Origin of the sequence: Neobacillus niacini, from assembly GCF_048572935.1 — a bacterium.
Lineage (GTDB): Bacteria > Bacillota > Bacilli > Bacillales > Cytobacillaceae > Neobacillus > Neobacillus niacini.
Window position 1 is genome coordinate 5,356,977 of sequence record NZ_CP183883.1, and the last position, 16,560, is coordinate 5,373,536.

A 16,560-nucleotide genomic window follows, 5' to 3' on the forward strand; every position below is an offset into this window, starting at 1 on the left:
AGGGAAAACCATTGATTCGAGACACTTATAGCTGAAAAATGCTGTATAGTTCCCACTTATTAGACCTTTAAGATTGGTAAGAAACCATAACTAAATAATGTTAGCTTCCCTTAGTAATTTAAGAGCAGTTCGGTTATCCGAGAGGTTCAGTATCAGGGAATTATCTCCAGTGTACGTTGCAAACAATCTTAGAGGGCATAAAGCTTGTAAAATTTTTCTACCGAATCCAGGCGAAGGTTCACTAATAATGATCTGAATGACCTCCTTCTCATGGTACCGTATGCAAACTGAGTGAAGAGCCTCCCGCGCAACCTTGTTGGCAAATGAACTATTGCAGTTATTAGGACCGACAATCATTCGGACAAAATAAACGTCCCCCTTGTCCATCGTTGTTATAGTAAATGCAATGAGCGTTACTCCTTCATCCGCAATAAATCCTAAAACCCGGTCAAGCTCTGCCTCATTTACATAAAACGAAAATTCCTGCCTTAACAAGGCAATAGCAGTATTGTCATTAGTATTTCTTCTCACCGATTTCACTTCCTTTCCTAATAGATTACTATAACTTATTCGTATAATCAGAAAGTGAAAAGTTATTTTGTCCATCTTTTTGAATACTTTATTGTTCCTCAGTTAAAACCAGCTTCCTAAAACATACGTTCTGTTTTTACCACTTTTTAAAACACCTATATTTCAAACAATGATTACAATTTTACTTGGTTAACTTCGTTCCGAACTAAGATGCAAAACAACCTAACACCATTTAGATGTTAGGTTGTTTTTATTATGATCTGAGAGGGATTCGAACCCCCGACCCCATCCCTGTCAAGGATGTATTCTCCCGCTGAACTATCAGATCTCTTATTAAGCTACAAATATAATTATAGTAAAAACTCATAAAAAGTCAATAGTTTTAAAAAAGAACAATATTTTTGAATCCCTTCGAATAAAAGAACTAATGTTCGTATATAATAAGAGTATAAGATAGCAGAAAGGCGGTATAGACATGGATGGGCTTTTATTACGTTCTATAGAGGATAATATTCCCTTAGAGATGATTTATCTTTCCGAAGACCAAAAAATCTCACAGCGTAGACTACTTGTAAAAGAAGTCAATGATGACTACATTCGTGCTTATTGCCTGCTTCGTAAACAAATGCGAACCTTTCGCCGGGAAAACATTTTATCCTTAATGCCAAATACTCGCTCCAATAATCCCTTCCTACACTAATCCAACACTCCTATTTCCTTCCTATTGAGCATTCCCAACATAGTTATGATAAAATGCATTTGTATCTATCGAACATTGGGGGAATTGTCGCATGGAGATACCAAAAGGCACGATAAAAGAATATACAATTAAAAGTAATGAGCTGGGAGAGGATGTCCTTCTTCTCATCTATTTGCCAGCCAATTTCTCACCATTATATAAGTACTCACTTTTAATCGCCCAGGATGGCAGAGATTATTTTCAACTTGGTAAACTAGGTCGATTAGCAGATGAGTACCTTTTTAAACGAGAAATTGAAAATTTAATCATTGTTGGGATACCCTATAAAGATGTAGGTGATCGCCGCAGAAAATACCACCCTGATGGTTATCAAAATCAGCAGTACATTCGTTTTCTAGCACATGAATTAGTTCCATTCCTGGATCAGGAGTTTCCAACCTACCATATGGGGTCTACAAGAGCGTTAATCGGTGACTCACTGGGAGCAACTGTTTCTTTAATGACCGCCCTCCATTACCCGCACAGTTTTGGAAAAGTTCTTTTGCAATCACCATTTGTAAATGAAAAGGTCTTGGATATGGTTAACAGCTTTAAAGAAACTGAACTTATAGAAATCTATCACATTGTTGGCAATCAGGAAACAGATGTTCAAACCTCTAATGGTAAGATGATTGACTTCCTTAGTCCAAATCGCAAGCTTTCATCTATTTTTTATGACAAAGCATTTACATACTTTTACGATGAATTTGATGGCAGCCATACATGGACTTATTGGCAGCCGGATTTGAAGAGAGCCATAAAGAGGATGTTTTAAAGGTGATTTCATATTTTTTGAATATTTGCTATAATATCAGGAAGGTCCATGACTGCACCGATTAATTACAGAAAAATTCTTGTAATCTGGAGGTTAAACATATGAAATTTGGGGTTGTTATATTCCCATCAAAAAAACTACAAGATTTAGCGAATTCCTATCGTAAGCGTTATGACCCGCATTATTCACTCATTACTCCGCATTTAACATTAAAAAATGCTTTTGAAGCAACAGAACAAGAAGTCATTCATTTTGCGGAAAAGTTAAGAAAAATTGCAAGTAATACCAGTGCTTTTACCTTAAAAACCAGAAAAATCAGCTCTTTTCAGCCGGTAAATAATGTAATCTACTTTAAAGTAGAACCAACTGAAGAATTAAACAAATTACACCATGAAATCAATCAAGAATTTAGTGAGCAAAATTTAGAATACGCATTCGTGCCTCATATTACCATTGGACAAAAACTATCGAATGATGAACATTCAGATGTTTATGGCTCACTAAGGATGAAGAGATATGACCACGAAGAGACTATTGACCGATTCCATTTACTATACCAACTAGAAAATGGTTCTTGGACGGTATATGAAACATTTCGCCTAGGAAAGGAATAATCAACTGTGAATGTAAAAGTTTGTGAAAATGAAAAAGAAATACAAGATGCCTTCTCTGTCAGAAGAATCGTTTTTATCGACGAACAAAATGTCCCTGAAGAAGAGGAAATCGATCAATTTGAGGAAGAGGCAGTCCATTTCGTTTCTTACCACCAGCAAGGTGCACCGGTTGCAGCTGGCCGCTATCGTGTCGTGGATGGTTACGGAAAGGTAGAACGAATTTGCGTATTAAAGGAAGCTAGAAATAATGGGTCTGGAAAAGCAATAATGAGAGAAATTGAAGCTTATGCTCTAAAAGAAGGACAACATAAGTTAAAGTTAAATGCTCAAACGCATGCTATCCCTTTCTACGCTAACCTTGGATATGAGGTAGTTTCAGAGGAATTTTTAGACGCAGGAATTCCACATAAGACCATGATAAAAAAAATTTAATTCCAAGCATTTGCCCATAGCGGCAAGTGCTTTTTTTCATTTTTCAAAAACAAGGGCACTTTTCGATATTAGCAGGTTTTGTTATCATAGAGTTTGTCGTATTTTTAAAAAAAGAGGCTAAAAAATGAAATCTGCTATGCACAAAAACCAAAAGATTATTCTTGACAAATTAGCAAGGGAAGAATATCAACTTCTATATTTACATGGAAAAAACGGCGAGTTATCTTGTCCTGTTTGTAATGAAAAAGTCCGGTTATTTCTGGGCATACAGAAAGAACCCTATTTTTATCATATTAAATCTCCGGAACATATATGCCCGGAACCAGTTATCGAGGATGAATTCGAACCTGTTATTGTCGAACGGAATGGATTCCGTATTCCCCAAGGAAGAACGATTATTGAAACTGCAAAAAATACAAGCCTATTCCGTCCAGCCAAAACAATTGAATGCTCCATTCCATTTAAAAAAACTACAACTGCAACCAAATTGGAACATGATTCCTATTTAAAAGAACTGGCAGCAAATGAAGTCATACTTGATATAAGCCAAAAAGCGGCAGTCGTGGAAACAGAAGGATCATTACTCGTTCTTGCTGGTGCTGGCAGCGGTAAAACGCGAGTACTTACAGCACGTACTGCTTACATGCTGAATGTTAAAAAAATTGATCCGGGCACGATTATGCTCGTTACCTTTACCTCAAAAGCTGCTGGAGAAATGAAAACCCGTTTACTAACATACCCTCAGATTAAAAAGGAACAAATAAACAAGTTGGTGACAGGCACCTTCCACAGTATTTTTTATCGTATCCTTATGTTCCATGAAGGAAGCAATTGGTCCGCAGAGCGTCTGTTAAAGAAGGAATGGCAGCGCGATAAGATTTTGAAAGAAGCAGGCAGGGAAATCGATTTATCTGAAAAGGAATTTGCTTATGATCTAGCACTTCAACAGATTGGTTTCTGGAAGAATTCGCTTCTTTTCCCTCATGAAGTGAAGCCTCAAAGTGATTGGGAAGAAAAAACCGCCTTCCTATACAAAAAATATGAGGAATATAAAAAGCAAAAAGGTTTATTTGATTTTGACGACATGCTGATTGGCTGTTATCAACTGCTAAGCAGTTCCCCGTCCCTGCTTGAACTTTATCAAAATCGCTTTAAGTATTTTATGATTGATGAATTTCAAGATATTAATAAGGTTCAATATGAACTAATAAAGCTGCTATCAGGCAAACATAAAAATGTTTGTGCTGTTGGGGATGATGACCAATCAATCTATTCATTCAGAGGAAGTGACCCAAGTTATCTGTTAGCATTTGAAAAAGACTTTCCCTTCGCACAATTGGTTTCACTGGACCAGAATTACCGCTCCTCTCATGAAATCGTCTCTGCAGCCAATGAGATGATTTCAAAGAATAAAGTTAGAAGACTAAAGAAAATGAAAGCGCAATTTGAATCTGGGACGTCTCCAATACTCTTTTTCCCCTATGATGAAGAAGAAGAGGCTACGATGATTGTAACCGACATCCAAGAGAAAATTGTACAGGGAGCAAAACCATCCGATTTTGCGATTTTATATCGGACAAATGCTGGTTCTCGGGCTGTGTTTGAACGTTTGGCAAGTTCGAACTTACCTTTTAAAATAGATTTAGATTCTGAGGCTTTTTATGAGCGAAGAATTGTAAAAGGCGTACTCTCTTTCCTAAAGATAAGCTTGGATGAAGATGACAATCAGGCATTAGCTGATATTTTACCTATATTATTTTTAAGTCAAAGCGTACTTAAGGATTTAAAAGCTGAGAGTATACTGAATGATTGTACCTATCTTGAGGCACTGTCGCATTTAAAAACAAAACATGCTTTTCAAGAAAAGAAAATAAAAAAGGCAGTACAGCTGATCCGCTCACTGAAATTTGCCTCCCCTTTAAAGTCAATTGAGACCATTGAAAAGGATTTGGGTTTTCTTGACTTTTTGAAAAAACGAGGTACTGAATCGAATCAGCAAGATAAAGGTTCTGATGATTTAAAGGATTTAAAAGTTGCAGCCAAAAGCTTTTCAAGTATTCAAGCTTTCTTGTCTCATACTGACCATATGTCTGCCATGAACAAGGAAATTAAAAATTTAAGCAAACATTTTCCCAATGCGATTAGTTTAAGTACGATTCATCGGGCAAAGGGATTAGAATATAACAATGTATATATTATTGGAGCAGTTGATGGCAGCCTGCCGCATGATTACGCTCTAGATAGCGCTAGGAATGGCGAGTTTGGAGCACTCGAAGAAGAAAGAAGACTTTTTTATGTGGCTATGACACGCGCTAAAAACAAGCTTTTAATGTCCGTTCCTCAGAATCGCAGAGGCAAAAAGGCTAACCCTTCACGATTTTTATCACCTTTAATGAAACGCAATAAAAAATAACAAAAAGACCTGTTCCTTTCAAAGAAACAGGTCTTTTGTTTGCTCAGTGAACTATAACCCATAATATGGACAGTTTAATAAAAGAGCCTATGCTGCTAACAGACGACCTCGGTATTGGACCGGGGTCATCTTTTGTAATCCCCACTGGTAACGATGATTATTGTACTCCTCGATATATGAATCCACCATCTGCTTTAACTCAATAAAACTATTACATTCTTTATAATCAACCTCATCTTTAAAATGACCAAAGAAGGATTCCATTGGAGCGTTATCCCAACAGTTACCCTTACGGGACATTGATTGGGTTATATTCAACTTCTTTACTCTCTTTTGAAAGAGGGGGTGAGTATAATGGAAGCCTTGATCTGAATGCAGAATTGCTTCTGGATGGAACTGATTCTGCACTGCTTCTTTTAGCCTTCCTAATGTTTTATAAACAATATTCATCTTTAATGAAGTAGATAAATAGTGGGCTAGTATTTCATTGGTACTGCCATCTTTAACACATGATAAATAGGCTTTTTGACCATTTGCATAATATAAATAGGTTATATCTGTTAATCACACCTTTCCAGGTTCCTCTTGATTAAACTTACGCTTTAAAATGTTAGGACATGTTTTATGTTCTTGAGTAGCTTTGGACATTTTTTTGTATGGGTTCGCATTTCTAACCTTCGCAATTAGTCCGTACTTGCGCATTAACCTTCTAATTTTCTTATGATTCATTACTACAAAATAATCGTTTTCTAAAATCATCTTGATTGGTAATGCCCCAACTTTTTCCTTCTTTTGCTTAAAAATAGAATAGATAAGTTCATAATCTGCTTCATCATCGAAGTCTCTTTGTTCGCGAATGGAAGCTGCCTTTAACCAAGCATAGTACCCACTTCTACTTACTCCTGCTAGTTCACATAAGTAACTTACAGTGTTCTTTAGTTGGTGTTGACGAAGGATGTATTCAATAAGTTCGAATTTTTCTGATGGAGTTAATATCGTTTTTTCTTCAACGCCTGCCTCTCTAGTTCCTCTAGCTTTTTTAAGAAGTCATTCTCAGCTTCTAAGAATTTTATTTTAGCTTCAGCCTTCTTCAGTCTTTCCTCCACAGATAGTTCCTTCGACGAAGGGCGTCCAGTACTTGCCTTTCCTCTACGCTCTGTTTGAAGACCTAATTCACCTGATTTATCGAAGGTTGCGCGCCATCTTTGTAAACATCTCTTTGGCTGGTTTTTACCGATTACTTCAATGTTAAAGTCGTTCTCGATAAAAATTTGGGAAGGACTTTTCCCTTTTTGATATTCCTTTACGGCTTTTATTTTGAAGTCAGGGTCATAGGAAATAGAGCGATTTGAAACCCGACTAACATTAGGATTCTTCTCTAACTCTTTAATCTGGTATTCGGTAAATAGATTCTTACTCATGATAAATCCTCCGTCCACAATAATTCTTTTATTATAAACGGGTTTTCATTAAGGGGACATAGAAAAACCCGATTAAGGGGCACTTTTTATTTAGTGTCCATTAATCGGGTTATAGTTCACAGTTATTTGTGTAGCTTTTTTCATTATTGTCTATAAAAGTTTGGAATCACTTATTTCTTATTAATCATTTTTGAAATTGTATTAAAGTCAAGTTGTTTTCCATCGTTAACAATGGACTGCACAATTTTATCTTCTGTTGCTTTATCTACCGGTTTGTTGGCAATTTGTGAAACACGGCGAATTACATTACGGACCGTTTTTTCATCTTTGAAATTTGCATTTTGTAAGGAATTTGCTAAATCAAAAATATCTTTCATATTCACGCCAGTTTTCTTTTCGATATTTTTAAAAAAACCATTATCCATGGTAAATATCACGCTCCTTCATAGGCTACTGATAGTGTATGAAGGAAGAGTAAAAACGTGAAAAAAATTGATAAAAGAAAAGGCTGGCCGCTAATAGGGCCAACCTCATCTCTCCTGCACGATTATGCAGTTTTTTAATAAAAGCTTGCACCGACGATAATTAAAAGAATGAATAATACGACGATTAAAACAAATGTTGAACCGCCGCCATATCCACCGCCGTAGCCATAGCCGCCATATCCACAGAACATAGAGTGTCACCTCACTTCGTAGTCTCATTAATAACATATGAGATATAGCTGCAAAGTGTACTAGGCGCCTCTCTACAGACAACCTGTGAATTTTTTTAACCTTTTGGTTTAAAAATTAATGCACCGATAAATCCAAAAACAATGGCCGCTGAGATACCAGAACTAGTAACTTGGAACATGCCAGTCAATACACCAATCAGACCATGCTTCTCTGCATCCTGCATAGCACCGTGCACTAAAGAGTTGCCAAAGCTAGTAATTGGAATCGTTGCACCTGCACCTGCAAAATCAACGAGCGGCTCATATAGACCAAAACCATCTAAGACGGCTCCTATTACAACTAGTAAGCTCAGGGTATGTCCAGGTGTAAGCTTTGCGACATCAAATAACAGCTGCCCGATAACACAAATGATTCCGCCAACCACAAAGGCCCAAAAATACATTGCTAACATAAATTACCCTCCCACTCCATTCATTTCAATACTCACCGCATGCGCAATACAAGGAATTGATTCCTTTTGCTGAAAACTAAGCGGCGATAACAATGCACCGGTTGCAACCACTAATATCCGTTCATATACTCCCTTTTTCATCTGATTTAACAAATGACCATATAAAACCGTTGCCGAACATCCCGCACCGCTAGCCCCAGACTGCACAGGCTGATCATCCTTATAAATTAATAATCCACAATCTTGAAATTGTTCTCGTTCTAATTTAAGCCCGCTTTTATTAATTAACTCAAAGGCTGTTTCATGCCCTATTCTCCCTAAGTCACCGGTAATGATTAAATCGTAGTGGGATGGTTCTATTTCCAGATCTCGAAAATGTGCCATAATGGTGTCGGCAGCTGCAGGTGCCATAGCTCCGCCCATATTAAAAGGATCAGACAATCCCATGTCAATGACTTTCCCAATTGTTGCAGATGTGGTAACCGGGTGCTGTTTTCCAGGGACATTCTCAGTTACCAGTCCGACCCCTGCACCTGTAACTGTCCATTGTGCTGTAGGCGGCTTCTGTCCTCCGTATTCAGTTGGGTAACGGAATTGCTTCTCAGTTGCAGCATTATGGCTCGAGGCTCCTGTTAACACATTGTGTGCTCCTTTGTAATTAACCACAAAAGATGCTAATGCCAACCCCTCCATAGAAGTGGAGCATGCGCCAAACAGTCCAAAATAAGGGATTTGCATAGTCCTAGCTGCAAAGCTAGATGGAGTAATTTGGTTAATCAAATCCCCAGCAAATAAAAATTCAATTTGCTCTTTTTCCATGCTTGCTTTTTCTAATGCAGTGGTAATCGCCTCTTCGAGTAAAACTCTTTGCGCTTTCTCGTAAGAATCCATTCCCATCCATAAATCTTCATGTAAAATATCAAAGTCATCTGCTAAGTTGCCATTCGCCTCAAAGGGTCCTCCGGAGACCCCCGTTGCCACTATCATTGGTCTGTTTTGAAAAATCCATGATTGTTGCCCTTTTATCAATTACAAAACCCCCCACATTCCAAGTAGCGTTTTTATTAACGCAACAACAAAAGCAGAGAACACTCCGAAAAGAATAACCGAGCCTGCAAGTTTAAACATATTTCCTCCAACACCTAACACGAATCCTTCAGTTCTGTGCTCGATAGCGGCGGATATCACAGCATTTCCAAATCCGGTTACAGGCACAGCACTTCCCGCACCGGCGAATTGTCCTAGACGGTCATATACACCGAACCCGGTTAGCAGCATGGATAAAAACACCATTGTCGCAACGGTTGGATTTCCGACATTTTGTTCAGTGAAGTCAAAGTAGTAAATATAAAAATAACTAATTGCTTGACCAACCGTACATATCAGTCCGCCAACCAAAAACGCCTTAATACAATTCTTTAATACAGGTCTTTTTAACTCATGCTTCTGTTGAAGCTGCTGATACTTTTGCTGCTGGGGCGTCATTTTTTTCTGTTTACTCGCCATGTGCTGTCCATCCCTTTCTTACTTTATATCTGATGTCATTTTTAAAATTTCATTTAACCGTTTCTCAGCCTGCTTGTCTGAAAGGTTTCCATGTTCTTTTCTTTCAACTAGCCTTACTGCCTCTAGAAATATTTTATAGTCACTCGAAACTGTAAATTGTTCCTTTGGGTGTTTCTCTTCCAATATTTTGTTCAAGTCCTTTTCAATTTGCTTCATTCTAAAACGCTGCATATGCTTCACTTTATAAACAACAAGTGTTTCTTTTTTCCCCTTCACTACTGCCACATCATATATCTCGTCGAAACTTTCAACTTCACGCTCAATACTTTCCACTTTTTCCTGGCCGTTATTTTTTTCCGTAACAGTCGGGTTAGGATTGGTCGTTTTCATGAGAGCCAATTGGCTGTCCTTTTCTGTTTGCCCCTGATTACAGGAAATCAATAATGTTACACATACACTTATGATTATACGGATTATGTAGACCATATCTTTCCCTTCCCTTTTTCAAATTATAGAAATCACTACATAGTAGTTTTTTCGAGATTGAAGGAAATTATGACAAGAAAAAGACGACTTTTGTATAGTTACTATTGTGCATAAAAAAACTGCCGTTAAAAAACTGGCAGTTTACCGATTATCTTTTAGTTTTTTTGCCGCATCCGCAGCCTTTTTTCTTGGTAAGTTTTTTCGTTTGAGATTTTTTTGTTGATTGCGTTTTTTTATTTTCTCGATTCACTTTCCACCACTCCCATACTTATCACTACTGTTAGGATATGAAAGAAATCAAGAACTTGTCTCGGGCAGACAACTAATTTGCATTTTTATCTTAAATCCAAAGCTGAACAATGGTTTCTACTAAGGCAGCTAAACCTGCCACAGCAAACACAAGGATAATAGGCATAAAAACAGCGGGCAAAAACAGGTACCCACTGACCACTGCTGCCGAAACCCAAACTCCTGTACACCAATAGCAGCTAAGCAGCTCCCCAATAAATTTTTTAATTGGCGTTTCCTTTGGAAGGTAATATACCTCCTTCGTCCCCTCTTCATTTTCTTCTTCAATCTCATCAAAAAATGGCTCACGAAGAAACTCTGTGATTTTGTCAAATACAATAAGCCTAGTTAGCCGGAACGAGGCTAATGCTAATATGGTAAGATTTAAAAAATCAATATTCATTATTTCCGTCCTTCTCTATTTAATCAGCCTAATTTTATCTAAAAAGGCGTTTGTCCGTTACCCAATTGGTCCTATTTAAATATGTTATTAATGTAAGATATATATCACGAATAGGAGGAGTAATTAATGGGTTGTGGCAGAAATAGTGACTCTCACAGCAATACTAGCTGCGTCTGCGATGTAGTACGTGCAATTAAAGACATCCAGGATAATGCTGTAAATGATGAATGTGTGGATTGCCCAAGTTGTTTCTTAGAACCGCTTGGTACATTAGTGTCACCAGCAAGAAGAGATCGTGCTGATACTCGTGTATTTGTATTAAAAAACGCTGATGGTTCGCCATTCCATGCATTCTTTAGCGGTGAAAACAATGCTTGCGTATCAATCTTCTTCCGCGTTGAAGATGTATTTGATAACTGCTGTGCAACACTTCGTGTCCTCATTCCAGGACGCAGCGACAATGGGGGATTTGTTCCGGTTAACCTCGTTGCAGGCGGAGACAGATGCTGCATTAACCTTGAAAGAGTCTGTCAGGTTAATCGCTTCAGAGCAAGCAATGATTGTATAACAGTTGATTTAAATTGTTTCTGTGCAATACAGTGTATTGCCGATGTAGACCTTGGTCTTTGTGACTAATAAAATGAGCCAGTCGATTAACCCGGCTGGCTTTTTTTGTTTATCGCTTTATTCCAATCATCATAACATCTTGTAAACTCTTGAAAGGAATGGTTTCAGTTGTTTGATCTGGAAATCGAATGGTTACATCACTCTCATTGTATTCGACTAAATAGCCTTGGTAGTTCTTTTCATCTGTATAAAAAACGCATGGAACAGGCGGTAATGCTTTAGGAAAATTGTCCAGGTATTCTAACCTTTCCATGAGATTCATTTCCTTAAAGCCTTTTACACGATTAAATGTACGCTTTTTCTCCTGATTGCTCTGAGATTTTTCTTGCTGTTTTACTTCTTTTACTTTTGACTGTCTTGGTAAGTCAGTCTTAGCCAGTGAGACCTCAAGAACTTTCTTGTTGCTTTGCTCTTCAACATTTGGTTCCTCTAGTGGCAGTTGGACCTCCTGCCTGTTTGTGAATATTTCCTGCATGTTTTTTACAGGTGTATTTAAAAAGGTCTGTGAGACGTAAAGTAACGGTCCACGTTTTGTCTTTTTCTCCATCCAATTCACCTCCATTTACTAGCCCTACACTCTATATGTATGCAAATTGCCTATACTCGTTCATGAAAATTAGGGTACAAAAAAGCCCGCTAAATTTAATAGCGGGCTTTACCATTATAAAATGTGAAATCCTGAGTCAACATGTATATTTTCACCAGTGATACCACGAGAAAGATCACTGAACAGGAATAGTGCTGTATCACCAACTTCTTCTGGCGTTGTTGCTCTGCGTAATGGCGCTTTCTCTTCAATCACCTTGGTAATAAGATTGAAATCGCTAATACCTTTTGCTGAAAGAGTTCTTATTGGACCAGCTGAGATTGAATTGACACGAATACCTTCCCTGCCTAAATCTTCAGCCAAATACCGTACGCTTGCATCAAGAGAAGCCTTTGCCACACCCATTACATTATAATTCTGAATAACTCTTTCTCCGCCTAAATAGGTTAGAGTGACGATACTTCCGCCTTCTGTCATTAATCCTCTAGCCTCTTTTGCTACAGCTGTTAAAGAATAGGAACTAATATTATGTGCCAACAAAAAGCCTTCTCTTGTTGTATTCAAATATTCTCCATTTAATTCTTCTTTATTTGCAAATGCAATACAGTGTGCAATACCGTGGATAGTACCAACAGCTCCTTTGATTTCAGCAAAGCACTTAGCCACTTCTTCATCATTTGTTACATCACATGGAAGCACAAGTGTACCTTCTGCTTCTAATGATTCCGCTAATTCTCTAACACTGCTTTCAAGTCTTTCACCTGCATAAGTGAAAATTAATCGAGCTCCTGCCTTGTTCAGCGAACGAGCAATTCCCCATGCGATACTACGTTTATTTGCAACACCCATTACTACATATGTTTTTCCTGCTAAAGAAAGATTCATTTAGAAATAGTCCCCCTACTCGAACATTTATATTAGTTATTAGTACTTGGTACTAATATTACACTATTTACTAAAAAATGAAAAGTAGCAGCATTTATAACCTCTAGAACTCGAGCTCCCTTTTCAATTCATCCACATATTCCTTCGATCCAGTAACAATCAAACGGTCATTTAAGAGCAATTCTGTGTCTCCGTGAGGAACAATGGAATCCTTGCCCCGAAAAATTCGCACAAAGATCACGTCACCAGTAAACGGAAATCTCCTTAATGTCATACCATCAAAATGTTCATTTTGCATTCTTATTTCATGTAGTGATGTATCTTGGTTTGTTAAAATGTTAATAACACTTGGTGCTTCAATTAAGGCCCGGAGTAATGTTTTGGTTGACATGAACGATGAGAAAACCTCAATATCTTTTTCTCTCAGGCTTTGCTCTAGTTCGGGTCCTTCAATGCGTGCGATTACCCTCGACACACCCATTTCTTTAGCTTTAATTGCTAAATCAGCGTTTGTCTGTTCATGTCCTGTAGAAATAACAATGATTTCATTTTGAAAAATTTTATTTTTTTCCATTGTTTCTAACGAATAATCAAATATCTCGACGATATCAAATAATGAATTTGAGATCATTTTATCGGATTTTTCCATTGTCGTATGATATAATACCGGTTCATATAGACCAGATTTAAGTTCCCGTGATACAGGCAGTGTTACTTGGTTTGCCCCTAAAATGGCGATTCTTACTTTTGGGTCTGCTGCCACTTCAATTGGGAATAACTTTTTAAAGGCTATCGGTGTAAAAATAGAAGTTATTACAGCAACTAGAATCAGTGTTCCACTCATTTCAGGTGTAATTACCTTCATACGCTCCCCAATCGTAGCTGCGGCAATGACTAAAGATAGAGTAGAAGTAAGTAAAAAACCTGAAGCCAGTACCGTCTTTGTATCGTACCAGATTTTCAGTAAATAAACCGGTACAAGCTTTGAAAGTAAAAGTCCTAATAATAATAATGGTATTAATAATAATAGCTTTCTATCTGCAAAAAGTGACCAAATATCTAGTTCTACACCAATCATTACGAAAAAGATTGGGATTAGGAACCCATAACCAAAGGAGTCTAGTTTATGGACTAGTTCTTGATTTGGTGATAAAAGTGATACGAGAACCCCGGCTAAAAAGGCTCCTAGAATATTTTCTGCCCCTACCGATTCAGAAAGACCAACTAACACAATAATAAGCATAAAGACAGCACGAGTACCAATTTGTACGGTCCCTTTTGACAGGGATTCTAGTAAAGGGCGATTTTTAAACCGTTTAGCCACAAAATACAAGACCACTCCGGCTGCAAACAAAATTAGTAACAACCATGTATTCCCCTGTCCTGGGTCATAGATAGATACAAAGATGGCCAAAAGAATCATGGTCACTAAATCTGCCACAACGGCAACTAATAAGATAATTTGACCAATATTTGTCTTCATAAGATGTGCTTCTTTTAAAGTTGGCACAACGACTCCTAGAGAAATCGTTGATATAATAAGTGTCATTAAAAAGGCATTTTCAATAAACCCAGCATAGACGAACAAATAGGATAAACCTAATGAAAAAATAAAGATACCTGCAAAAATCATAGATGACACCATGAAGGTATTCGGTTCTTTTTTACCACTAGGCAGTGTGGCAGGTTTCTTGCTACCTGTGAAAGCAGTGAAATCAATTTCTAATCCGCTGAGAAACATCAAGAAAATAAATCCCAGGGTAGAAAGAGTTGATAACCACATATCCTCATGAACCACATTAAAACCGCTTTTACCAATCACAAGCCCCATAATGATTTCGGCAACCACAACAGGGATAAAGTTTAACCTTAACCTGTGGAGTAGAATTGGGGTTACAAATGCCACTGTCACGACCACTAATAAAGAGATTACGGAAGCATGCTGATCCATATATCGTCCTCCTTGGTTTCTATTTATAAAAATTACTTCATTAACAAAAAATAAAGATAAAGGGGGAATCATTTCTATGAAAATTGATATCATCGGTGATATTCATGGCTGTTTACCAGAATTTGAAGCCTTAACAAAAAAATGCGGTTATCAATGGAAGGATGGAATCCCAATCCATCCAGAAAACAGACGTTTAGCCTTTGTTGGAGATTTAACGGACCGCGGTCCATCTTCATTAAAAGTTGCTGAAATCGTCTGGCGGCTTGTAATTGAACAACAACAGGCATTTTATACACCAGGGAACCATTGCAATAAGCTTTATCGTTACTTCATTGGGAATAAAGTCCAGGAAACACATGGACTAGAAACGACCGTAGCAGAATATAAGTCATTACAAAAAAAAGATCAGCTATCGACTCGAAATAAATTTGTCGACCTTTATGAAAAGTCTCCGCTCCACCTAGTATTAGATAAAAGTAAGTTAGTTATCGCTCACGCTGGAATAAAAGAAGAATTTATCGGCAAAACAAATTCTAAGGTTAAGACGTTTGTCCTTTATGGAGATATAACTGGTGAAAAACATCCTGATGGTTCCCCAGTTAGAAGGGATTGGGCGAAACAATACACAGGCAATGCAATTATCGTATATGGGCATACCCCAGTGAAAGAACCTAGAGTAATCAATAATACATATAATATTGATACTGGAGCTGTTTTTGGCGGTAAGTTAACGGCGCTTCGATATCCAGAGTTGGAAATCGTTTCTGTAGATTCTACTATGCCATATATTAAGGAAAAGTTTAAAGACTTTGATTAAAAATAGGGAAAATACTCCTAAGTACATCGACAAATTTCCTAGGAAATCATCAAAAAATGCAAAAGGCTGGCCATTTAAAGGGCAGCCTTTATTATTTCATCCATATCTAATGGAATTGGTGCAGTGAAATCCATTTCCATGAAGTTAAAAGGGTGTATGAAGTGAATTTTTTTACAATGCAGGGCCTGGCGCTCAATAAGAAAAAGATTTCCCCCATACAAATCATCTCCCAGTAAAGGGTGACCAATAAAAGACATATGTACCCGTATTTGATGTGTTCTGCCAGTCTCTAAGATTAGCTCAACATGGCTGAACTCCTTATACCTTTTTAGCACTTTGTAGTGGGTACATGCATATTGTCCATCCTTACGGACTTCTCTTTGTATTATACTGTCAGATCTCCTGCCAATTGGTTCTTCAATCGAGCCGGTATCGCTCTTTAAACTACCCTCAGCAAATGCCTCATACGTTCTTTTTACATGACCATTTTGTTGCTGCTTGCTTAATAAATGATGGACATGCCGATGTTTTGCAATTAAAACAATCCCTGAGGTATCCCGGTCTAAACGGGTAACAATATGGGACGTGGCTCTAATTCCTATATCTTCGTAATACCCAACCAAGGCATTTGCTAAACTTCCATTAGGATGTTCCCTAGATGGTATCGTACTCATCCCCGCTGGTTTATTTACAACTAGTATAAATGGGTCTTCGAAAAGAATCTCTAATTTGATTTTTTCGCCTAAAACACCTTCACTTGGATTTTCAGGAGGGAAACTAACGGTGACAATATCGTCTGCTTTTAACACATAGCGGACATTCACTTCCGTGTTATTAACTAGAATTTTACCACCTTTGAATTTTATATCTGTTAGCGCAATCCGAGAGATTTCCTTTTCTTTCAAGAACTCCTTGATCATTCTACCCTCATGATTTTCATTAATGGTCCACTGCAATTCAAAATTTGGTTTCACCTGGCGTCCTCCCAGCATGGTGA

19 protein-coding genes, 1 tRNA gene and 1 pseudogene are annotated in these 16,560 nt (G+C 37.6%); 7 read left to right on the plus strand and 14 right to left on the minus strand.

Annotated features, from left to right (window positions below; all coding sequences use genetic code 11):
• Positions 1 to 90 precede the first annotated feature (90 nt).
• A complete protein-coding gene (locus ACN6MT_RS26255; protein ID WP_419888683.1) occupies positions 91 to 531 on the minus strand; it encodes a hypothetical protein in 441 nt (146 codons plus the stop codon).
• A 256-nt stretch (positions 532 to 787) separates the two neighbouring features.
• Positions 788 to 859, minus strand: a tRNA-Val gene (locus ACN6MT_RS26260).
• Positions 860 to 1,006: 147 nt separating this feature from the next.
• Between ACN6MT_RS26260 and ACN6MT_RS26265 the strand changes: the two genes are divergently transcribed.
• The 5 genes from ACN6MT_RS26265 to ACN6MT_RS26285 all read left to right on the plus strand — a co-directional run bounded on the left by ACN6MT_RS26265 (position 1,007) and on the right by ACN6MT_RS26285 (position 5,504).
• The gene (locus tag ACN6MT_RS26265; protein WP_419888684.1) at positions 1,007 to 1,231 is read left to right on the plus strand and encodes a hypothetical protein; all 225 of its coding nucleotides are present in this window, start codon (positions 1,007 to 1,009) and stop codon (positions 1,229 to 1,231) included.
• Between the two features lie 91 nt (positions 1,232 to 1,322).
• Positions 1,323 to 2,045, plus strand: a complete 723-nt coding sequence (locus ACN6MT_RS26270) for an alpha/beta hydrolase (protein ID WP_419888685.1) — start codon at positions 1,323 to 1,325, stop codon at positions 2,043 to 2,045.
• A 101-nt stretch (positions 2,046 to 2,146) separates the two neighbouring features.
• A complete protein-coding gene (locus tag ACN6MT_RS26275) occupies positions 2,147 to 2,659 on the plus strand; it encodes a YjcG family protein (RefSeq protein WP_419888686.1) in 513 nt (170 codons plus the stop codon).
• A 6-nt stretch (positions 2,660 to 2,665) separates the two neighbouring features.
• Complete coding sequence (locus tag ACN6MT_RS26280) at positions 2,666 to 3,091, plus strand: GNAT family N-acetyltransferase (RefSeq protein WP_419888687.1); 426 nt, start codon at positions 2,666 to 2,668, stop codon at positions 3,089 to 3,091.
• 124 nt (positions 3,092 to 3,215) lie between these two features.
• Positions 3,216 to 5,504 (plus strand): UvrD-helicase domain-containing protein, encoded by a 2,289-nt coding sequence (locus tag ACN6MT_RS26285; protein ID WP_419888688.1) that lies wholly within the window; start codon positions 3,216 to 3,218, stop codon positions 5,502 to 5,504.
• Between the two features lie 87 nt (positions 5,505 to 5,591).
• Here ACN6MT_RS26285 and ACN6MT_RS26290 read toward each other — a convergent pair.
• The 8 genes and pseudogenes from ACN6MT_RS26290 to ACN6MT_RS26325 all read right to left on the minus strand — a co-directional run bounded on the left by ACN6MT_RS26290 (position 5,592) and on the right by ACN6MT_RS26325 (position 10,736).
• Positions 5,592 to 6,925 (minus strand): annotated as a pseudogene (locus ACN6MT_RS26290) (IS3 family transposase).
• Positions 6,926 to 7,095: 170 nt separating this feature from the next.
• A complete protein-coding gene (locus ACN6MT_RS26295; protein ID WP_063251447.1) occupies positions 7,096 to 7,350 on the minus strand; it encodes a stage VI sporulation protein F in 255 nt (84 codons plus the stop codon).
• A 134-nt stretch (positions 7,351 to 7,484) separates the two neighbouring features.
• Positions 7,485 to 7,601 (minus strand): YjcZ family sporulation protein, encoded by a 117-nt coding sequence (locus tag ACN6MT_RS26300; RefSeq protein ID WP_082799360.1) that lies wholly within the window; start codon positions 7,599 to 7,601, stop codon positions 7,485 to 7,487.
• Positions 7,602 to 7,696: 95 nt separating this feature from the next.
• A complete protein-coding gene (spoVAE, locus tag ACN6MT_RS26305) occupies positions 7,697 to 8,053 on the minus strand; it encodes a stage V sporulation protein AE (protein ID WP_063251446.1) in 357 nt (118 codons plus the stop codon).
• 3 nt (positions 8,054 to 8,056) lie between these two features.
• Entirely contained in the window at positions 8,057 to 9,082 is a 1,026-nt protein-coding gene (gene spoVAD, locus ACN6MT_RS26310) for a stage V sporulation protein AD (RefSeq protein WP_419888689.1), read from the minus strand.
• A complete protein-coding gene (gene spoVAC, locus ACN6MT_RS26315) occupies positions 9,083 to 9,559 on the minus strand; it encodes a stage V sporulation protein AC (protein ID WP_419888690.1) in 477 nt (158 codons plus the stop codon). It abuts the gene before it with no gap.
• Between the two features lie 18 nt (positions 9,560 to 9,577).
• The gene (locus tag ACN6MT_RS26320; RefSeq protein ID WP_419888691.1) at positions 9,578 to 10,045 is read right to left on the minus strand and encodes a YhcN/YlaJ family sporulation lipoprotein; all 468 of its coding nucleotides are present in this window, start codon (positions 10,043 to 10,045) and stop codon (positions 9,578 to 9,580) included.
• A 340-nt stretch (positions 10,046 to 10,385) separates the two neighbouring features.
• On the minus strand, positions 10,386 to 10,736 hold the full coding sequence (locus ACN6MT_RS26325) for a DUF1360 domain-containing protein (RefSeq protein ID WP_419888692.1): 351 nt from the start codon (positions 10,734 to 10,736) through the stop codon (positions 10,386 to 10,388).
• Positions 10,737 to 10,862: 126 nt separating this feature from the next.
• On the opposite strand from ACN6MT_RS26325, the gene ACN6MT_RS26330 reads away from it, so the two are divergent.
• Positions 10,863 to 11,372, plus strand: coding sequence for a CotY/CotZ family spore coat protein (locus tag ACN6MT_RS26330; RefSeq protein WP_419888693.1), 510 nt, complete (start codon positions 10,863 to 10,865; stop codon positions 11,370 to 11,372).
• Positions 11,373 to 11,412: 40 nt separating this feature from the next.
• On the opposite strand, the gene ACN6MT_RS26335 is transcribed toward ACN6MT_RS26330, so the two are convergent.
• From ACN6MT_RS26335 to ACN6MT_RS26345, 3 genes are all read right to left on the minus strand, one after another.
• Positions 11,413 to 11,910: a CotO family spore coat protein gene (locus ACN6MT_RS26335; protein ID WP_419888694.1), complete on the minus strand. Its 498-nt coding sequence runs from the start codon at positions 11,908 to 11,910 to the stop codon at positions 11,413 to 11,415.
• 114 nt (positions 11,911 to 12,024) lie between these two features.
• Positions 12,025 to 12,795 (minus strand): enoyl-ACP reductase FabI, encoded by a 771-nt coding sequence (fabI, locus tag ACN6MT_RS26340; RefSeq protein WP_063251439.1) that lies wholly within the window; start codon positions 12,793 to 12,795, stop codon positions 12,025 to 12,027.
• A 103-nt stretch (positions 12,796 to 12,898) separates the two neighbouring features.
• Positions 12,899 to 14,746, minus strand: coding sequence for a monovalent cation:proton antiporter family protein (locus tag ACN6MT_RS26345; RefSeq protein ID WP_419888695.1), 1,848 nt, complete (start codon positions 14,744 to 14,746; stop codon positions 12,899 to 12,901).
• A gap of 76 nt (positions 14,747 to 14,822) precedes the next feature.
• On the opposite strand from ACN6MT_RS26345, the gene prpE reads away from it, so the two are divergent.
• Positions 14,823 to 15,563 (plus strand): bis(5'-nucleosyl)-tetraphosphatase PrpE, encoded by a 741-nt coding sequence (prpE, locus tag ACN6MT_RS26350; RefSeq protein WP_419888696.1) that lies wholly within the window; start codon positions 14,823 to 14,825, stop codon positions 15,561 to 15,563.
• Between the two features lie 74 nt (positions 15,564 to 15,637).
• Here prpE and ACN6MT_RS26355 read toward each other — a convergent pair whose 3' ends face one another.
• Positions 15,638 to 16,537, minus strand: coding sequence for an RluA family pseudouridine synthase (locus ACN6MT_RS26355; RefSeq protein ID WP_419888697.1), 900 nt, complete (start codon positions 16,535 to 16,537; stop codon positions 15,638 to 15,640).
• Positions 16,538 to 16,560: the final 23 nt, after the last annotated feature.